General features: G+C 42.8%; 15 protein-coding genes. 9 read left to right on the forward strand and 6 right to left on the reverse strand.

All coding sequences use genetic code 11. The annotated features are described in order from the left end of the window. Positions 1-42 precede the first annotated feature (42 nt). Entirely contained in the window at positions 43-2,112 is a 2,070-nt protein-coding gene (locus C6Y07_RS09170; RefSeq protein WP_106071335.1) for a transglycosylase domain-containing protein, read from the reverse strand. 224 nt (positions 2,113-2,336) lie between these two features. Between C6Y07_RS09170 and speE the strand changes: the two genes are divergently transcribed. Further along, on the forward strand, positions 2,337-3,167 hold the full coding sequence (gene speE / locus C6Y07_RS09175; protein ID WP_012011597.1) for a spermidine synthase: 831 nt from the start codon (positions 2,337-2,339) through the stop codon (positions 3,165-3,167). A 69-nt stretch (positions 3,168-3,236) separates the two neighbouring features. Then, positions 3,237-4,109: an agmatinase gene (gene speB / locus C6Y07_RS09180; protein ID WP_106071336.1), complete on the forward strand. Its 873-nt coding sequence runs from the start codon at positions 3,237-3,239 to the stop codon at positions 4,107-4,109. A 47-nt stretch (positions 4,110-4,156) separates the two neighbouring features. Here speB and C6Y07_RS09185 read toward each other — a convergent pair whose 3' ends face one another. Next, positions 4,157-5,071 (reverse strand): hypothetical protein, encoded by a 915-nt coding sequence (locus C6Y07_RS09185; RefSeq protein WP_060597507.1) that lies wholly within the window; start codon positions 5,069-5,071, stop codon positions 4,157-4,159. An 81-nt stretch (positions 5,072-5,152) separates the two neighbouring features. On the opposite strand from C6Y07_RS09185, the gene C6Y07_RS09190 reads away from it, so the two are divergent. From C6Y07_RS09190 to argS, 3 genes are all read left to right on the forward strand, one after another. Then, complete coding sequence (locus C6Y07_RS09190) at positions 5,153-5,500, forward strand: hypothetical protein (RefSeq protein ID WP_060597506.1); 348 nt, start codon at positions 5,153-5,155, stop codon at positions 5,498-5,500. Positions 5,501-5,635: 135 nt separating this feature from the next. Continuing rightward, positions 5,636-6,058 (forward strand): YwiB family protein, encoded by a 423-nt coding sequence (locus tag C6Y07_RS09195; RefSeq protein WP_003215400.1) that lies wholly within the window; start codon positions 5,636-5,638, stop codon positions 6,056-6,058. Beyond that, positions 6,055-7,728 (forward strand): arginine--tRNA ligase, encoded by a 1,674-nt coding sequence (argS, locus tag C6Y07_RS09200; RefSeq protein WP_106072029.1) that lies wholly within the window; start codon positions 6,055-6,057, stop codon positions 7,726-7,728. The genes C6Y07_RS09195 and argS overlap by 4 nt, the downstream gene beginning before the upstream one ends. Positions 7,729-8,021: 293 nt before the next feature. Here the strand turns inward: argS and C6Y07_RS09205 are convergent, their stop codons facing one another. Beyond that, entirely contained in the window at positions 8,022-8,993 is a 972-nt protein-coding gene (locus tag C6Y07_RS09205; protein ID WP_106038965.1) for a S66 family peptidase, read from the reverse strand. 157 nt (positions 8,994-9,150) lie between these two features. Here C6Y07_RS09205 and cls (C6Y07_RS09210) point away from each other — a divergent pair, with 157 nt between their 5' ends. The 3 genes from cls (C6Y07_RS09210) to C6Y07_RS09220 all read left to right on the forward strand — a co-directional run bounded on the left by cls (C6Y07_RS09210) (position 9,151) and on the right by C6Y07_RS09220 (position 13,749). After that, positions 9,151-10,653, forward strand: a complete 1,503-nt coding sequence (gene cls / locus C6Y07_RS09210; RefSeq protein WP_060597739.1) for a cardiolipin synthase — start codon at positions 9,151-9,153, stop codon at positions 10,651-10,653. Positions 10,654-10,758: 105 nt separating this feature from the next. Beyond that, the gene (locus C6Y07_RS09215; protein ID WP_060597738.1) at positions 10,759-12,474 is read left to right on the forward strand and encodes an ABC transporter ATP-binding protein; all 1,716 of its coding nucleotides are present in this window, start codon (positions 10,759-10,761) and stop codon (positions 12,472-12,474) included. Positions 12,475-12,750: 276 nt separating this feature from the next. Next, complete coding sequence (locus tag C6Y07_RS09220) at positions 12,751-13,749, forward strand: S66 family peptidase (RefSeq protein WP_106156605.1); 999 nt, start codon at positions 12,751-12,753, stop codon at positions 13,747-13,749. A gap of 29 nt (positions 13,750-13,778) precedes the next feature. On the opposite strand, the gene C6Y07_RS09225 is transcribed toward C6Y07_RS09220, so the two are convergent. From C6Y07_RS09225 to cls (C6Y07_RS09235), 3 genes are all read right to left on the reverse strand, one after another. After that, on the reverse strand, positions 13,779-14,033 hold the full coding sequence (locus C6Y07_RS09225) for a general stress protein (protein ID WP_095285673.1): 255 nt from the start codon (positions 14,031-14,033) through the stop codon (positions 13,779-13,781). 73 nt (positions 14,034-14,106) lie between these two features. Beyond that, the gene (gene uvsE / locus C6Y07_RS09230; RefSeq protein WP_106156607.1) at positions 14,107-15,069 is read right to left on the reverse strand and encodes a UV DNA damage repair endonuclease UvsE; all 963 of its coding nucleotides are present in this window, start codon (positions 15,067-15,069) and stop codon (positions 14,107-14,109) included. 12 nt (positions 15,070-15,081) lie between these two features. Further along, positions 15,082-16,278 carry a cardiolipin synthase gene (cls, locus tag C6Y07_RS09235; protein ID WP_106048093.1) on the reverse strand — a complete coding sequence of 399 codons (1,197 nt, stop codon included), beginning with the start codon at positions 16,276-16,278 and terminating at the stop codon, positions 15,082-15,084. Positions 16,279-16,421: 143 nt separating this feature from the next. Between cls (C6Y07_RS09235) and C6Y07_RS09240 the strand changes: the two genes are divergently transcribed. Beyond that, positions 16,422-18,533 (forward strand): (Fe-S)-binding protein, encoded by a 2,112-nt coding sequence (locus tag C6Y07_RS09240; protein ID WP_060597499.1) that lies wholly within the window; start codon positions 16,422-16,424, stop codon positions 18,531-18,533. The last annotated feature ends 1 nt before the right edge of the window (position 18,534 follow it).

Consider the following 18,534-nt stretch of genomic DNA (forward strand, 5'->3'; position numbering starts at 1 on the left):
AGAATCCCGAGATGCAGATCTCGGGGTTTTTCATGTCTTTTTTTAACGTTTCAGCCACTTTTCCCACCATTTCTTTGGCCTTTGATCTTGAACCGGATCTTCCTCAAAAGATTTATCCTCCGCACCGTAGCAAACACCTGTCGGCTCCGTTCCTTCTATAAAATAGGTGAATACCTTTGATTCACACCCTGGACCCGCAAGATCGCCGGTTTTTGGATTGATATACACACCTTTTACACCGTCTGGCGGCATGAAGGAGGACGCTGGCTGCTTCGAGAGGGCTGATTCCATAAAGGATGCCCATATCTTTTTTGCATAGGCTGTTTCTTCGACCGAGTCAATGGTACGCCCTTTATCATAGCCCGTCCACACACCTGTGACGAGCTGGGGAGAGAAGCCGATCATCCAGCTGTCCGCTCCTGTCGTTCCTGATTTCCCTCCGTATGTTCGTGTGAGATCCTTCATAATGGTGCGGCCAGTGACACTCGTATAGCCGTTTAACTGATCATTGAACATTCCTGACATCATATCGGTGGTAACAAATGCTGCCTTTTCATCTAGGACTTGCTCTCGTTTTTGTTTCTCTTCAAAAAGCACGTTGCCTTTTGCGTCCGTTACTTTCGTAATAAAGGTTGGTTTGACTCGTTTTCCGCCATTGACAAGCATTGCGTAAGCATTGGTCATTTCAATTGGTTTGACAGGGGACGTGCCTAGGGCAAGTGATGGCACTTGATCTAGTTTTTCGTTGATGCCAAATGTTTTGCCAGCACGTACAAGCTGCTCCATTCCTAAAAATAGATGGGTTTTCACGGCATAAATATTATCAGACAGCGCCAAGGCCTGAAGCATGGTAATGCCATCATTGGCGTAATAGCCATGATAATTGCTTGGTGAATAAGCAGCACCGCTTCCTTGATCATCGAGCTCAAAAACCGTTTCTTCACTGCGCATGACGGTTGCTGGTGTAAACCCATTTTGCAAGGCAATGTAATAGAGAAGAGGTTTCATTGTTGAACCGGGCTGTCTTTTCGCTTGTGTCACTCGGTTGAATGGACTTTTCTCATAATCTCTTCCCCCTATGAGGGCGAGTACATGACCTGTTTGGGGATGGATAGCAGTAAAACCGATTTGGATATCTGATTTCGAATAGATTGTGCTTTTTAACGTCTTCTCTGCAATTTTCTGTAACTCTGGATTTAAAGTCGTTTGGATATGAAGGCCATAGGTTTCGATCTGCTCCTCAGTTAACCCCAAGCTTTGTTTCAACTCACGAATTACATCATCATAAAAATACGGGGCTTGCTTTGCTTGCAGCTGCTTATGCTGCAAAGGGCGATAGGACAGTTTTTCTTTCGCGGCTTCAGCGGCTGCCTTTTTCGTAATCATGCCGTCCTCTTGCATGTGCCTCAAAATCATATTCTTTCTTGCACCGGCTTTCTCTTCATTCACATAAGGGGAGTAGAGAGAAGGGCCCTTTGGGATACCGGCAAGTAAGGCAGATTCAGCGAGGGTCAAATTCTTCGCTTTTTTCCCGAAATACAGCCGGGACGCCGCTTCTACGCCATACGCTCCGTGACCATAATAAATGGTGTTCAAGTATCCTTCTAAAATCTCATCTTTTGTATAGTTTTGCTCTAAGCGGATCGTGTAAAAGGCTTCATTCCACTTCCGCTTCCACGTTTTATCATGATCTAAATACAGGTTTCGTGCATATTGCTGGGTGATCGTGCTGGCTCCTTGTACCTTAGCCATGGCACGAATATCAGCCACTGCAGCACCCGCCATCCGTTTCACATCAAAACCATGATGCTCATAAAAGGTTTTATCCTCTACAGCTACAGCTGCCTGCCTGATATGAGGGGACATGTCCTTTAATGGCACCCAATATCTCTTTTCTCCAAAGTTGGATTCTCCAAGCTTTGAACCATCGGCTGCATAAATGGTCGTGGATTGGGGAACTTGAACAGAAGGGGCACCTTGCCATTTGGCAAGTAAAAGAATCGTCAAAAAGACAGTGCCTGCAAATAGAAAAGCGAGCAAGCCGATAAAAAAACAGGCTCGAATCGTTTTCACGGTCATGCGGATTTTTTTATTACTCATGATTGTGTCCATGCAAAGCCCCCATTTTGACGGTTTTTTATCAGTATGGAACAAAGAAAACCGTTTTAAACAAATGATTGCAAGAGCGTGCATTAAAATTGAAGAGAACTCATGCGGTTCTTTACAATTTGATATGAATCCACTATACTTTTTTCTTGGACAATCGATATAGTCATAGCCGATAAAGGCGCTAACAATAGATGTTTGTTTATTATTGGATGAGAGGAAGATGGACAATGAGCGAACTTTGGTATACAGAGAAGCAAACGAAGAATTTTGGTATTACATTGAAGGTGAACAAAACCCTTCACACAGAACAAACAGATTTTCAGCATTTAGAAATGGTGGAAACAGAAGAGTTTGGCAATATGCTGTTTTTAGACGGTATGGTGATGACATCTGAGAAAGATGAGTTTGTATACCACGAAATGGTGGCACATGTTCCTCTTTTCACTCATCCAAACCCGGAAAATGTTCTTGTCGTAGGCGGAGGAGACGGCGGTGTTATTCGTGAGATCCTGAAGCATCCAAGTGTGAAAAAAGCGACACTTGTTGATATTGATGGCAAAGTCATCGAATACTCGAAGAAATTCCTTCCTTCGATTGCTGGGAAACTAGACGATCCTCGTGTAGATGTTAAAGTCGGAGACGGCTTTATGCACATTGCTGAAGCTGACAATGAGTATGATGTCATCATGGTGGACTCAACTGAACCAGTTGGACCAGCTGTGAACCTGTTCTCTAAAGGATTTTACGCAGGAATTTCAAAAGCACTCAAAGAAGACGGTATTTTCGTGGCACAAACGGACAACCCTTGGTTCACACCTGAGCTAATTACAAATGTACAGCGCGATGTGAAAGAGATTTTCCCAATCACGAAGCTTTACACAGCGAATATTCCAACGTATCCAAGTGGTCTTTGGACATTTACCATCGGTTCAAAAAAATATGATCCACTTGCTGTAGAAGACAGCCGTTTCTTTGATATTGAGACTAAATATTACACAAAAGAATTGCACAAAGCGGCATTCGTTCTGCCGAAATTTGTGAGTGACTTAATCAAATAAATCAAGCGAAGTGGAAATGCGCAAATGACAGTTTGCGCATTTTTTGAAGCGTAAAAGGAGGAATCTTGCATGAGATTCGACGAGGCTTATTCAGGAAAAGTGTTTATTGGAAGTCATCCGACATGGGAAGATGCAAAAGTCATTTTATACGGTATGCCGATGGATTGGACCGTCAGTTATAGACCGGGCTCACGTTTTGGCCCAAACCGTATTCGTGAAGTTTCGATTGGATTAGAGGAATACAGCCCTTATTTAGATCGTGAACTGCACGAGGTACCATTCTTTGATGCCGGTGACATTCCGCTTCCTTTTGGAAATGCACAGAAAAGCTTAGACTTAATTGAAGAGTATGTCGACAGCATTTTAGAAAAAGGGAAGTTTCCATTAGGAATGGGCGGTGAGCATCTTGTGTCTTGGCCGGTTTTCCGTGCGATGCATAAGAAATACCCTGATTTGGCGATTATTCATATGGATGCACATACGGATCTTCGTGAGGAATATGAGGGTGAGCCTCTGTCTCATTCAACACCGATTCGTAAAGTAGCAGGACTTATTGGACCTGAGAATGTGTTCTCTTTCGGGATTCGTTCTGGGATGAAGGAAGAATTTGAATGGGCAAAAGAAGCGGGCATGCACATTTCTAAATTTGAAGTGCTGGAGCCATTGATGCAAGTATTGCCAAAGCTGAAGGGGCGTCCAGTTTATGTGACGATCGACATTGATGTATTAGACCCGGCTCATGCACCTGGTACAGGCACGGTGGATGCTGGCGGTATTACATCGAAAGAGCTGCTAGCATCTATTCATGCCATTGCAGGATCTGAGGTTCAAGTAGTCGGTGCAGATCTTGTAGAGGTAGCACCTGTATATGATCATTCCGACCAAACAGCGAATACAGCGAGCAAGCTTTTACGCGAAATGCTGCTTGGATTTGTGAAATAAAAAAACCTGTCCAATTTCTAATTGGACAGGTTTTTCAAAAGTAATATCTACCAATTTATACAAACGGCTAGGCCGCCAACACCTGTAATTTCGGCAGCAAGTCCTTTAAAAGCTTCGCCGCCAATTTTCAACTTTTCCTCCCATGATGTAGCACCAGCTAATAGTTTTGCAGTCTCTTTTATTCCACCTAATTCTTTTACGTATTTTTTTACTTTTATAATTTTAGCTGCAGCAAACAAGTTAGAACCTATAAACCAAGCTATTGCTGCTGAACACGCAGCGATCTTAGACCAATCTGGATCAGCAATAATTGGGAAAGCAGTTTTGCTATTAAAATCTACAACTTGTATTAGTGTATTTCCATCAGTTTTATAATAAGTAGGGACATCTTGATTATTGGCATCCTTTGCCCAAGCTGGACTAAATATAGAAGTGATCATATTTTCTTTGTTAACTACATAAACTTCTCCTGTGTCGAATTCACTACCCAAATACTCCGCTGCAGTTACCAATTTACTACCCCTAGGCAAATTCATTTTAAATCGATATTCTTTAGGAGCTTTTTGATCATTAATCTGTATTAAACTCTTTAGACCGTCATTTGTCGGTTGAACAGCGTAAATTACATTTTCCTTATCATTATTATTATAAACTACAGTTCCATTTGGAGAAATTACACCTTTTTTGATATTTTCGGAAGGCAAAGATATATTAGTTGAGACATCAAGTTGAATAGGTGAATTAGGATCTTTTGGCACTTCATATCCTTTTGTAGTATTTCCATACTTGTAAGTATTATTACTTTTGATTGATTTCAATATCCCGTTTATTCCTGTAATATTTTCTATATCACTAGCGGGGTTCATTTCTTCCTTTGCATGCGTTATTTTAGGGTTAATAATCGTTCCAATTAGAGCTAACGTGATTAGAATAGGGATTGATGAGTACAATTTTCTTTTCATAAAAACTCCTCTTTCTTAAATTAGTATATTCCATATATAATATTTAACATAAATTCTATTATAAGTAAATGGAGGAATAAAATGTTATCTTCTATATTCATGGTGTTACTCGCTTTATGTGTTTTAGCGGCAGGTTTTATTACACTGAAAAAAGAGTTGGCAACTGATCCACCAGTTTTTGCTTCTAAAAAGGAAGGAAAGGAGGAGTTAGTTGGTTTGTTTCAGGATCGAGGTTTTTTCTATCTTACGGCCATTGCGTTATTTATGCAGGTGGTATTTAAAAAGGGACAAATCGTTCCATTTGATTTTTTTCAAGTGTTTTTGGCGAGTTCGGGAATACAAGCTCTTTTTTATTTAATTAAAAGAAAAGATTTGGGGTTAAAGGCAGTACTTGTTGTGTTAGTCAGTTTTATCTTCCTATTTTTCTAAAGAGCAGTTTATCTGCTCTTTTTTTATGTTAGAAAAAGTTTAATCGCAGTGAAGAAGAGAAATGATGGTATGATAGGCGATCATGAATATGGTATACTATTTTAGTTAAACGGGTCTTAGCAAAGGAAGTGCAAAATGACACAAAACCAAATTTCAATTCATGTCAAGTCAGTGATGAAACCAGAGACGGAGCCGGCTGAAACGATCGAATTCCGCACGACTGGAACGTATCAAGAGAAGAATGACAAAACGTATCTCACTTACCATGAAGAACATGAAATGGGTCAAGTAAAAACCGTTGTGAAAATGAGTGAAAAAGAAATTTTTGTCATGAGATCAGGTGCCATTCAAATGAAGCAGCGCTTTCTCATCGGAGAAACGACCGTCACACATTACACGATGCCCTTCGGTACACTACAGCTTGATGTACACACACATGGCATTGATCTAGATGTGGACAAGGGACTGCTGCACATTACGTACGATATGCTGACAGGGGAAGATCAAAAGCATTTACATACATTATCGATTTCGTATAAGGAGGATTTACGTTCATGAATATCGCAGAACAGGTCAAAGATGCGTTAAAAGAAGAAATCATTGCGGCAGTCGTCAAAGCAGGACTTGCTGATGAAAGCCAGGTACCAGATGTCCTTTTAGAAGTGCCGAAAGACAAAACTCACGGTGATTACTCCACCAACATGGCGATGCAGCTTGCCCGCATTGCGAAAAAAGCACCTCGCCAAATCGCAGAGGACATTGTCAATGCGTTTGATAAAGGGAAAGCTTCTATTGAAAAACTGGATATCGCAGGTCCAGGGTTCATTAACTTTTATATGAACAATCAGTATTTAACAAAGCTCATCCCAGCTGTCCTTGAAGCAAAAGAGGCATATGGCGAAACAAATACAGGCGGCGGCCAAAAGGTGCAAGTCGAATTCGTTTCAGCCAACCCAACAGGTGACCTTCATCTTGGACATGCCCGCGGAGCAGCTGTAGGTGATTCTCTTTGCAACATCCTTGATAAAGCAGGGTTCGATGTGAGCCGTGAATACTATATCAACGATGCAGGGAATCAAATCAATAATCTCGCTTTATCTGTAGAAGTACGTTACTTTGAGGCACTCGGTCTTGAAAAAGAGATGCCTGAAGACGGCTACAGAGGAGAAGACATCAAAGGCATCGGGCAAAAGCTTGCGTATGAATTTGGTGACCGTTTCGTGCATGAGCCAGAAGAAGAGCGGATGAAGTTCTTCCGTGAATACGGATTAAAATACGAATTAGAGAAATTGCGTGTAGACCTTGAGAATTTCCGTGTTCCATTTGATGTATGGTATTCAGAAACCTCTTTATATGAAAACGGAAAAATCGAACCAGCGCTGGAAACACTTCGTGAAAAAGGCTATGTCTTTGAAGAAGACGGTGCAACATGGCTGCGTTCAACTGATTTTGGTGATGACAAGGACCGTGTGCTGATTAAAAAAGACGGCAGCTTCACTTACCTGCTTCCAGACATCGCATACCATAAAGACAAACTAGACAGAGGCTTTGACCAGCTCATTAACATTTGGGGAGCGGACCATCACGGCTATATCCCCCGAATGAAAGCGGCGATTCAAGCACTTGGATATCCAGCTGGCAAGCTCGAAGTAGAAATCATTCAGCTCGTTCACCTTTACAAAAACGGTGAAAAGATGAAAATGAGTAAGCGTACAGGAAAAGCTGTCACCATGCGTGACCTGATTGAAGAAGTAGGCTTAGATGCCACTCGTTATTTCTTTGCGATGAGAAGTGCGGCGACACACATGGACTTTGACCTAGACTTAGCCATCTCTACGTCTAACGAAAACCCTGTGTACTACGCACAATATGCACATGCGAGAATTTGCAGCATGCTGCGTCAAGGTGAAGAAAAAGGCTACGAGCCGAGCCTTGAAAAAGCAGATTTCTCTCACATTCAATCGGAAAAAGAATACGATCTTCTCAAAATCATTGGCAGCTTCCCAGAAGTTGTAGCAGAAGCAGCTGAAAAGCGCATTCCGCACCGCGTGACGAACTATATTTATGACCTTGCATCAGCCCTTCACAGCTTCTACAATGCCGAGAAGGTTATTGATGTAGAAAACGAAACAAAAACAACAGCACGTCTTTCACTCATGAAAGCAACACAAATCACGCTTGCTAATGCATTAAAACTAATTGGCGTATCTGCACCGGAAAAGATGTAATACAAAAAAGCCCCGCTCTACTATAGGAGTGGGGCTTTTTTATAAGAAAACACCCGCTATCTTCTAAGGACAGCAGGTGTTGAACATTACCCAAGCGTATTAATAATGTTAGAAATAGAATCGAATAATTGACTAAGTACATCAGAGAACATGTTGCCCCCTCCTCTCTTTTCTTTTTACATCTACTTAACGAAGGGGATGGAGGGTTGGATCACTTTTTTCTGAAAAAATTTTATAAAAGATCGTGGCATAGAAAAAAGCACCGTTTATTTGGGTGCTTTTTTGGCTCTGTTTTATGATAGAATGCGCAGCTGCACGGCTCCATCTTTACACGCTAGCTTCACGTCTCCGCCAATCGGTAAGGTGAAGACCGGCTGCGTATGTCCGATATCGACATCGTAGATCACTGGGATGTGTTTGAGCATTGGATGTTTATCTAAAATGAACCTCAAATGTTCCTCTGTCATCTCGGATTTCTTTTGGAAGCGTCCGATGATCAACCCTTTGATTGATTCTGCATGCTGCATGAGGGAGGTGAGGTCTCTGGCGAACATTTCAGGGAAGACCAACTCATCATCCTCTACAAATAAGATGGCATCCTTGATTTGAGGCATAAACGATGTCCCTTGTAGTAAGTTCAGTGTACAAAGGTTTCCGCCAAACAAGGTGCCTTCAGCTGTTCCTTCCTGATACATTTTCCATTTCGTCGGATGAAACTGCCTGTTCGCTTGATCGAGATACCACGCGTCATCACTCCATTTTGTCGAAGGGATCACATCAAATGGCTCACCGCCGTTCATCAAGCAGGCCTGAAACATAGCGGACTGCTCCTCTTGCCCCTGCTCCATTTGGAAGCTGGAGAAATGGGGTCCAGAGTATGTCACCATATCACATTTGGCGGTAATGGCGCTTGCGAGTGCGGTGATATCACTGTAGCCGCAAAGAACTTTAGGATGCTGACGAATCAAGTCGTAATCAATGTAAGGCAAGAGTTCATTGCAATTGAAGCCTCCGATGGCTGTCAAAATACCGTCGACTTCGTCATCTGTGAACGCCTCATGCAGATCAGACAAGCGGTGTTCAATGGATAACGAGGAATGAAGATCACATTCAAACGCGTGTTTTCCAAAAGAGACAGTGAAACCTAAGGTCTCTAAACGTTTTTTTGATTGAGAGATTCCATCTTCTGATAAAATGCTGGCACTTCGGCTTGGAGCAATGACACGAATATGATCGCCCTTTTTTAAAGGAGAGGGTGTATGCATAAACAAATCTTCCTTTCCATCACATATTTCTCCATTATATCGGATCAAATGGTCCAAGTCTGTAAAAGCTAGGAGAAAGGCATAGGCCGTGCGTTTCATACAAGCTGTGCAAAGGGTATGGAAGAGAAAAAGACAGAAACGAATGAGGGCGGAGAATGTGAAAAAGAGGAGACTGGAATTTTTATTTTTATATTTTATGATATTCGGGGCATATGTGGTGTATTGGTGGCCGGTGCCAGCGTGGAGCATTCAGCTGTACGCGGCAGTTTATATCGCCATTATTTTATTTAGTATCATCTCACTCATGCTAGAGAACCGTACATCACAGCACACGTTGTTATGGATGTATGTGCTGATCTTTTTCCCGATCATTGGCTATATGTTTTATTTGTTCTCAGGACAGCTCTATGTGAAAGGTCATTTATTCAAATCAAAGAGAATGTACAACCGTGAAAAGTTACGCAGAATATCTGAGCTTGAGAGCAAGCCGGATGAATCGCGTCTAACCGAAAATCAGCGAACTTTTTTTCATTACACAGAAAAAGCAACAGGCATGCATGTGAACACAAATAGTGATATGGACATTTTAAAGAATGGGGAGGAGACTTTTCCCCGTATTTTTGAAGAATTAAAAAAGGCAAAATCGTTCATCCATATAGAATACTACATGTTCAAATCAGATTTCCTCGGGCACCGGATGATGGAGATTCTGATAGAAAAAGTGAAAGAAGGGGTAGAGGTTCGCTTCATCTATGATGCGGCTGGCAGCATTCGCTTCTCCCGAAAAGATATTAAACGCTTGAAGCAGGAAGGAGTAAAAGTCGCTCCTTTTCTGCCTTTAAAATATGGTTTTTTTAATCAAAAATTCAATTTCCGAAATCACCGCAAAATCGTGATAATTGATGGGAAGACAGGGTTTGTCGGTGGGTTAAATGTCGGAAAAGAATATGTCGGACGTGATGAAAATATCGGTTTTTGGCGTGATACGCATACCATGTTAAAGGGTGAGGCTGTTCAAACCCTTCACTCTGTTTTTATGCTCGACTGGGAGTATGTATCAGATGAAGTATTAATTGATGATCCGAAGTATCATACGCCGCACTCTGTGACGGGAGAGGATGTCATTCAGGTTGTACCGACTGGACCCGATATGAAAGAAAGTATGAGTGATTTATATGATGCACTCATCTCAAATGCGAAACAATTTGTCTGGATTGCAACACCTTATTTTGTCCCAAATGAATCCCTTCGTACAGCATTAAAAATTGCTGCTACAAGAGGGGTGGATGTCCGGGTGATGGTTCCGGAGATCAATGACGGCTTTCTCACACAATACGCCACACGATCCTATTTTTCTGAGCTTCTAAAAGAAGGTATCAAGGTGTATCACTATCAAAAGGGCTTCATGCATCAAAAAGTGATGATCGCAGATGGAGAACTTGCCTCTGTCGGCACCGCAAATGTGGATATGAGAAGCTTTCAGCTCAATTTTGAGGTCAATGTCTTTACAGCCGCGAAAAAGCCAATTGAGCAACTGATGGCCCACTATGAGGAAGATATGAAAGAATGTGAGCAAATGGGACCTGTTCATTTTTATAAAAGAGGGTTAAAAGAGCGATTGAAGGAATCATTTGCCCGGTTGTTTTCTGGCGTGTTATGAGGATTTCAAGTCAAAGAAATCATTTCCTGATCTAGTATTTTAAAGAGGATTCCTCTATAATTGAAAATGATTATCAATTATAGAGGAAATGAGGTTCTTTTACATATGCTAAAACGCTTTTTCGCCTATTACAGGCCCTATCGAGGTCTGTTCTTTTTAGATTTCTTTTGCGCTGTCGCCGTTGGATTGATGGAACTGGGTTTCCCGCTTATCGTGAACTACTTCATTGATACATTATTGCCAACAGGGAACTGGGCGGTCATTGGCTGGACCGCACTTGCGCTGTTTGTCATTTATGCACTCAGCTCGGTTATGCAATTTATTGTGTCGTACTGGGGGCATATGCTTGGAATTAATATTGAAACAGATATGAGGAAGAAGCTGTTTGATCACTTTCAGCGCCTATCCTTTAAATTCTTTGATAACAACAAAACGGGTAAGCTCATGTCACGGATGACAAACGACCTCATGTACATTGGAGAAGTGGCGCATCACGGTCCTGAAGATTTGTTTATAGCGATTATGACAATTCTTGGTGCCTTTGCTGTCATGCTGATGATTAACTGGCAGCTGGCTATTTTAACCTTCCTGATCATGCCTGTCATCATCTGGCTTGCCCTTCATTTTAATAAGAAAATGACGCATGCGATTACACAGCTGAACAATGACATTGGAGACTTTCATGCAAGGGTTGAAAACAATATCGGCGGCATTCGTCTTGTTCAAGCCTTTGCCAATGAACATTTCGAGAAAAAACGTTTTGCTGAAAACAACAACCGGTTTCGGAAGGCGAAGCTTCTTTCTTATAAAATTATGTCGGTCAATGGATCGATCAGTTACATTCTCACACGTCTTGTGACACTGTTTGTCCTTCTCGCAGGTACATGGTTTGTCCTGCAAGGTCAATTAACGGCAGGTGGCTTTATCGCGTTTGTTCTGATCACAAATGTTTTATTTAGACCGATTGATAAAATCAACACGGTCATTGAAATGTATCCGAAAGGCATTGCGGGCTTTAAAAGCTATGTCGATTTGCTAGAAACAGAGCCGGATGTGAAGGATACAGAGGGAGCACGTGATGTATACGGACTGAAAGGTGAAATTGAATATCGAAACGTGACATTTGGCTACGATGAGCACAGCCATGTGCTAAAGGATATCGATTTAAAGATCAAACAAGGAGAAACGGTTGCGTTTGTCGGGCCTTCAGGAGCGGGGAAATCAACCATTTGCAGTCTGCTGCCTCGTTTTTATGATGTGGATGAAGGGGACATCACGATTGATGGTGTAAGCACAAAGTCGATGACATTGTCTTCTTTAAGGCAGCAGATCGGTATTGTGCAGCAGGATGTCTTTTTATTCTCGGGCACCATTCGTGAAAACATTGCGTACGGCAACCTAGAAGCCAGTGATGCAGAGATTTGGGAGGCTGTAAGAAGTGCGCATTTAGAGGAACTCGTTCAGCGTTTCCCAGAAGGGTTAAATACCGTGATAGGTGAGCGCGGCGTCAAACTGTCAGGCGGTCAAAAGCAGCGTCTGTCGATTGCGCGGATGTTCCTGAAAAACCCGTCCATTCTCATTCTAGATGAAGCCACATCAGCACTTGATACAGAAACAGAAAAAGCCATACAGGATGCACTGAGCGAACTAGCTGTCGGCAGGACAACACTCGTCATTGCCCACCGCCTTGCGACAATTAAACACGCCGACCGTATCATCGTCGTGACAGAGGAAGGCATTCAAGAACAAGGCCGCCACCAAGACTTAATCCAAATGGGCGGCGTATACAGCAGACTGCACGAAGCGCAGTTTGGTCATTAAGAAGAAAGAGAAAGCCCTTTTGATAAAGGGCTTTCAGCGTGTAGACAAACCCTCGCATTCGTTGTCAGTCCTGCGCTCTGGTGCTCACGAATGTTCAATTCGCTCCGCTCCAGTGCTCGTCCTTCCTAGACTGCAAAGGTTTTCTATCACGCTGAAAAAAGATAAAGGACTAAAATAAAGATCATTATAGCCCTTTGTCAAAAATCTGAAAGCCCTTTTGATAAGGGGCTTTTTTTGTTAGGATAGAAAAAACTCGTGTAGGAAGGATCTGATGGAATGAAGGGGCTTCGGCGATTACAAAAGGGAGATAAGATCGGTATTTTTTCACCTTCAAGTCCTGCATCAGCGACCTCGCCTCTTAGGTATCAGCGGGCGAAGAAGTGGCTTGAGCAAAAAGGATTCATTGTGGTACCAGGATCATTAACAGGGAAAGAGGATCACTACCGTTCAGGTACAATTCAAGAACGAGCCGATGAGCTGAATGAGCTAATGGCTAGAGAGGACTTGGCGTGCGTTATGTCAATGATTGGCGGGACAAATTCAAATAGTTTGCTGCCTTATCTTGATTTTGAGCTGCTGAATCAACATCCGAAAATCATGATCGGTTATTCAGATGCGACAGCGATTCTTTTAGCAGCCTACGAAAAAACGGGACTGCCTGTATTCTACGGACCGGCGCTTGTCCCATCTTTTGGAGAGTTTGAACCGTTCGTCGCTTATACATATCAGTCGTTCGAAGACATCCTGATGCAGCCTCAAACCATTCCTTATCAGGTCAAAAAACCACCTTTTTGGACGGATGAACGAATCAATTGGGAAGAAAAGACGCGTGATAAAAAGCAGCGTCCAAACGATTGGCTGTGCGTCATAGAGGGACAGGCAGAAGGTAGATTGATCGGCGGGAATCTGAATGCCATGTACGGTATATGGGGAAGTGAGTTCATGCCAGCCATTCAAAACGGAGACGTCCTCCTTATTGAAGATTGCATGAAAACCGCTTCGGTTGTAGAAAAAAACTTCTCTTTATTGAAAGTAAATGGAGTGTTTGAGCGGGTATCAGGTATTCTTTTGGGAAAACATGAGCTGTTTGATGATGAGGGAACGGGAAAAGAACCTTACGAGATTTTACTTGAGGTGCTTGGAGAGACAAAGAGACCGCTCATCGCAGATTTTGACTGTGCCCATACACACCCGATGCTTACGATGCCAATCGGGGTACAAGTGAAAATGGATGCAGCTTCAAAACAAGTTTGGTTGGCAAAAGAGTGGATATAACAAAAGAGCGGCCTGAGGGCTGCTCTTTTTTATGAAACCTGCTCTTTTTCAAATGGCTGCAAGAGATCTTGCGCTTTTTTTCCCTCTACGACAATTAAGTAATCAGACTCTAAATGAGTGAGCCTGAAGGTTTCAAGCTCTACGATGTTCTTGATGTTGCACATTGTTTTTTTAGAATACACATATAGACGATGTTGAGCCTGGTGGCATTTTTGATAAAGAGAAATAAGCTTATGTAAATTCAATGCTTTCGCAGCGATTTGGATTGAATAGATTTGAGACATCTTCATATCCTCCTGTTAATTACTTTCTCACAATAGCTTTGTTACCCCTGTTTGCACAGGGATAAACCTTTCTCTATGATTTCCACTCAAAGGTTCCTCCGCCCGTTCGCTTATTGCCTCTTATCGCAGACAGCTCTTCGACAAGTCGGAGCAGTGCCTGATCCTTTAACTTCGCCTCAATCATAAAATCTACATCACGCCCATACGGTTTTAATGCATGAAAAAGCGGTAAGACAAAGGACATATCTACACCATCTGCATGACTGCGTATGGCTTTTTCTGATTTAGGTGAGGATAAATGGATTTTAGGCGGAATGCCAGTGCTCGTCCAAGTGTCGAACATTCTTGGCAGAATGTCTTCAAGCGCGGCATCGTCATCTTTATTGGCCACGTGATGATGGTAATCAAAAACAAATGGAATACCTTGCTTTTCACATACACCAAGGGTTTCTAACGACGTATACGTTTTGTCATCATTCTCAAGCGTCATTCTCGCCTTGATATGCGCCGGAAGCTTTTTGATATTGTCATCAAAACGTTGAAGCGCCGATTCTTTATCACCGTACGCACCGCCCACATGAATGTTCATATAGCCTTCCTTTTCGAGCTTCATCGCCTCAAGCATTTGATAATGGTACGTCATATCGATCACGGCATTTTCTGTGATTGAAGGCTTTGAGCTAGTAAACAAGGTAAATTGATTAGGGTGAAAGCTCACACGTAATCCGTGCCGTTTCACCAACTCGCCAATTTCATGAAACTCCTTTTGAAAAGGTGTCACAAAGTCCCAGCGCACATCGGGATGGGTCGCGAGCGGGACGATCGAACTTGAAAAACGGTAAAGCGGGATATCATGGGCAATGGCGAAATAGAGCGTTCTTAATGTATTCACGAGATTGGCTTTCGTTGTTCGCAATAAAGCCTCTTCTCTCTCTTCCTTTGAGAGCTTACTGTATCTTGCAAAGGTCAGCGACTTGGCAGGAGAAGCTTCCCACAAGGTGACGGCATTGGATACATAACCAAATCGATAACGCATAGGTCATCTCCTTTATAAAAAGTACGAGAACATGGCGCCAACCCATTCCAGCGGACGTGACAAAAGCGGACGCTGGGTCAATTTCTCCTCTGTCATAAGCTCAGACACTTCCATGTGCTCCCGAATTTTTTCCTCTACGTGTGCAGTAAAGTCGGCATCATCAATGGCGACGTCTACTTCCTCATTTAGAAACAAGCTGCGTTTATCAAAATTTGCCGTGCTAATCATACAGCGTCTCTGGTCAATTAGAATGGCTTTCGCATGATAAAATCCTTTATAAAAACGATACACAAGGCAGCCAGAGGCAATGAGGTCTTTCAAATAATGAAATCCAGCCTCTTTGACAAGTGGATGATCCGCTTTCATTGGGATGATGATTTCAACCGTGACACCTCGCTCTCGTGCATCAAGCAGTGCACTCAGAAGAGGGGCAGATGGAATAAAGTAAGGCGTACAGATGATGATCTGCTTTCTCGCCTGCTGAATATCTTTGAGAAACAAAGCTTCTAAAGAAAAACCAGCAGTCGCGCGTGTTGTGCATTGTAGTGTTCCCAGTTCCAAAGCAGGAAAAACCTCATATTGCAGCTGATGAATGCCAGATGACCGGTATAAATCATTTAAAAACACATGCTGGAGATCTGCGACAACTTGCCCTGTCATGCGCAAATGATAATCTTTCCAAATGCCAAACTGGCCATTTTTTCCAACATATTCATCGCCAATATTAAACCCGCCAATATAGCCAATCTTTCCATCAATCACCGTAATTTTACGATGATTTCTCATGTTTAACCGATAAATCAAAAAAGGGAAACGAGGCTTATTTAAAAAGTAAAATTGGATGCCGCTTTTTTCTAGCATATCAATGGACTTTTGATCAAACGGATAGGACCCTAGTCGATCGGTCAGCAAAAAGACTGAAACCCCTTGTTCCGCTTTGGCTTTCAGTGCTTGTAAGACCCTTTGGCCAATCTTGTCGTTCTTTACAATAAAGAACATCATATGAATAGAAGAAGAGGCCTGTTGAATATCCGCGAGCAGCTGATCAAAAAATGGTTCGCCATCATGATAAAAAGCTGCATCACCGCTTGTTTTGTCAAAAGACCGTTCAAAAGCGCGGGTAGAAAAATATTTCTTTCCCATATAAAGGTCTACCATCACGAGAAAAACGATGGCAATGAGTACGAGTAGGATGATCAATGCGATCATGAAGCTTCCTCCTTTTTTGCATATTTCAATAGTGTACCCAAACGTGTAAAAAATATTGACTGAATGCTCATTCATTATTTATGATAGAGGTACAACATAGAAACGGAACAAAGTGGTTTTTGGGGAATGAAAGGGGGAGCAAGATGAATAGCCTTTTAATAATGAACTTGATCGCATTTGCGGCGGTGACCGCTTACGCTGTGTATTTGTTTATTTATCTCATTCGAACACGAGCGGCGTATATTCGTCTTGGTAAAAAAGAAGAATTTCAACAAGACATGAAGAAACGCTTAGAGCGTGTTTGGGTCAATGTGTTTGGGCAAAAGAAGCTGTTAAAGGACAAGAAGAGCGGCATCATTCATGTGCTGTTTTTCTACGGATTTATCCTTGTACAGTTCGGAGCCCTTGATTTTATTATGAAGGGACTCGTTCCGGGCAGCGGACTCCCTTTAGGTCCGCTTTACGGTGTCTTTACCTTTTTCCAAGAGGTGGTCACACTTCTCATTTTAGTAGCCGTTGTTTGGGCATTCCATAGAAGGTATGTGGAGAAGCTTGTCCGTTTAAAACGAGGCTTTAAATCAGGTCTAGTGCTTTTATTTATTGGCGGCTTGATGCTGACAGTCTTACTGGGGAACGGGATGAACATCATTTGGCATGGACACTCTCTATCACCAACTGAGCCAATCGCCTCCAGTATTGCTTTCTTGCTGGGCGGAATTTCACCTCTTGCAGCAACGGTCGTTTTTTATGTCGCATGGTGGGTGCATCTCCTTATTTTGCTGACATTCTTAGTATATGTCCCGCAGTCAAAGCACGCTCACCTCATTGCAGGACCGGTGAATGTATTTGCCAGCAGATTAGACCCGCCAGGCAAGCTGCAAAAAATTGATTTTGAAGATGAGACACAAGAGACCTTCGGTGTGGGAAAAATTGAAGACTTCCGTCAGTCACAGCTGATCGACCTTTACGCCTGTGTGGAATGCGGGCGCTGCACAAATATGTGCCCAGCAACAGGAACAGGGAAGATGCTGTCTCCAATGGATTTGATTTTAAGGTTAAGAGATCATTTAACAAATAAAGGGGCCGCCATTACATCGAAGACACCATGGGTCCCGCAGCTTGCCTTCAGGCAGACAACAGGAAATCAGCTGGCGCTGCAGGCGAGAGGAGCAGGTGCAGAGGAATCGGCGGCCAGCTCAATGTATCATCCTTCTCTCATTGGTGAGGTCATTACAGAAGAAGAAATTTGGGCATGTACGACGTGCCGAAACTGTGAAGACCAATGCCCTGTCATGAATGAACACGTCGACAAGATTATTGATATGCGCAGATATCTTGTGCTGACCGAAGGGAAAATGGATGCAGATGCACAGCGTGCCATGACAAGCATTGAGCGCCAAGGGAACCCGTGGGGATTGAACCGGAAAGAAAGAGAAAATTGGCGTGAACTGAGAGAAGATGTGCATGTGCCGACAGTAAAAGAGCTGAAAAAAGCAGATCAAACCTTCGATTATTTATTCTGGGTTGGTTCAATGGGGGCATATGACAATCGAAGCCAAAAAATTGCGCTTGCCTTTGCAAAGCTCCTCAACGAAGCAGGGGTCTCCTTTGCCATCCTAGGCAATAAAGAGAAAAACTCAGGCGATACACCAAGAAGACTTGGAAACGAATTTTTATTCCAAGAGCTTGCTGCAAAAAATATTGAAGAATTCCAGAAAAACGGGGTCACAAAGATCGTCACGATTGATCCGCACGCCTACAATTTATTTAAAAATGAGTATCCAGACTTCGGACTTGAGGCAGAAGTGTACCATCATACAGAATTACTGGCAGAGCTAGTGAAAGAAGGGAAAATAACGCCTGTACATGAAGTGAACGAAGTGATTACCTTCCACGACTCTTGCTACCTAGGCAGATATAACGAGGTGTATGATCCGCCGAGAGACATTTTAAAAGCCATCCCTGGTGTGACGCTGAGAGAAATGGAGCGTCATCGTGAAACCGGTATGTGCTGCGGTGCAGGCGGGGGCTTAATGTGGATGGAAGAAGAGACAGGTACCCGGATTAACACTGCCCGAACGGAGCAGGCGTTACAAGTGCAGCCGTCCATCATCAGCTCAGGGTGTCCTTATTGCTTAACGATGCTGGGAGATGGCACGAAGGCGAAGGAAGTAGAGGAGCAGGTAGGTACATTTGATGTCGCAGAGCTTCTTGAAAAATCAGTGTTTGGCGAAGCTGGAAAGCAGGTTTCGTAAA

It is taken from the genome of Bacillus sp. LNXM12-1 (genome assembly GCF_003004375.1).
GTDB lineage: Bacteria > Bacillota > Bacilli > Bacillales > Bacillaceae > Bacillus.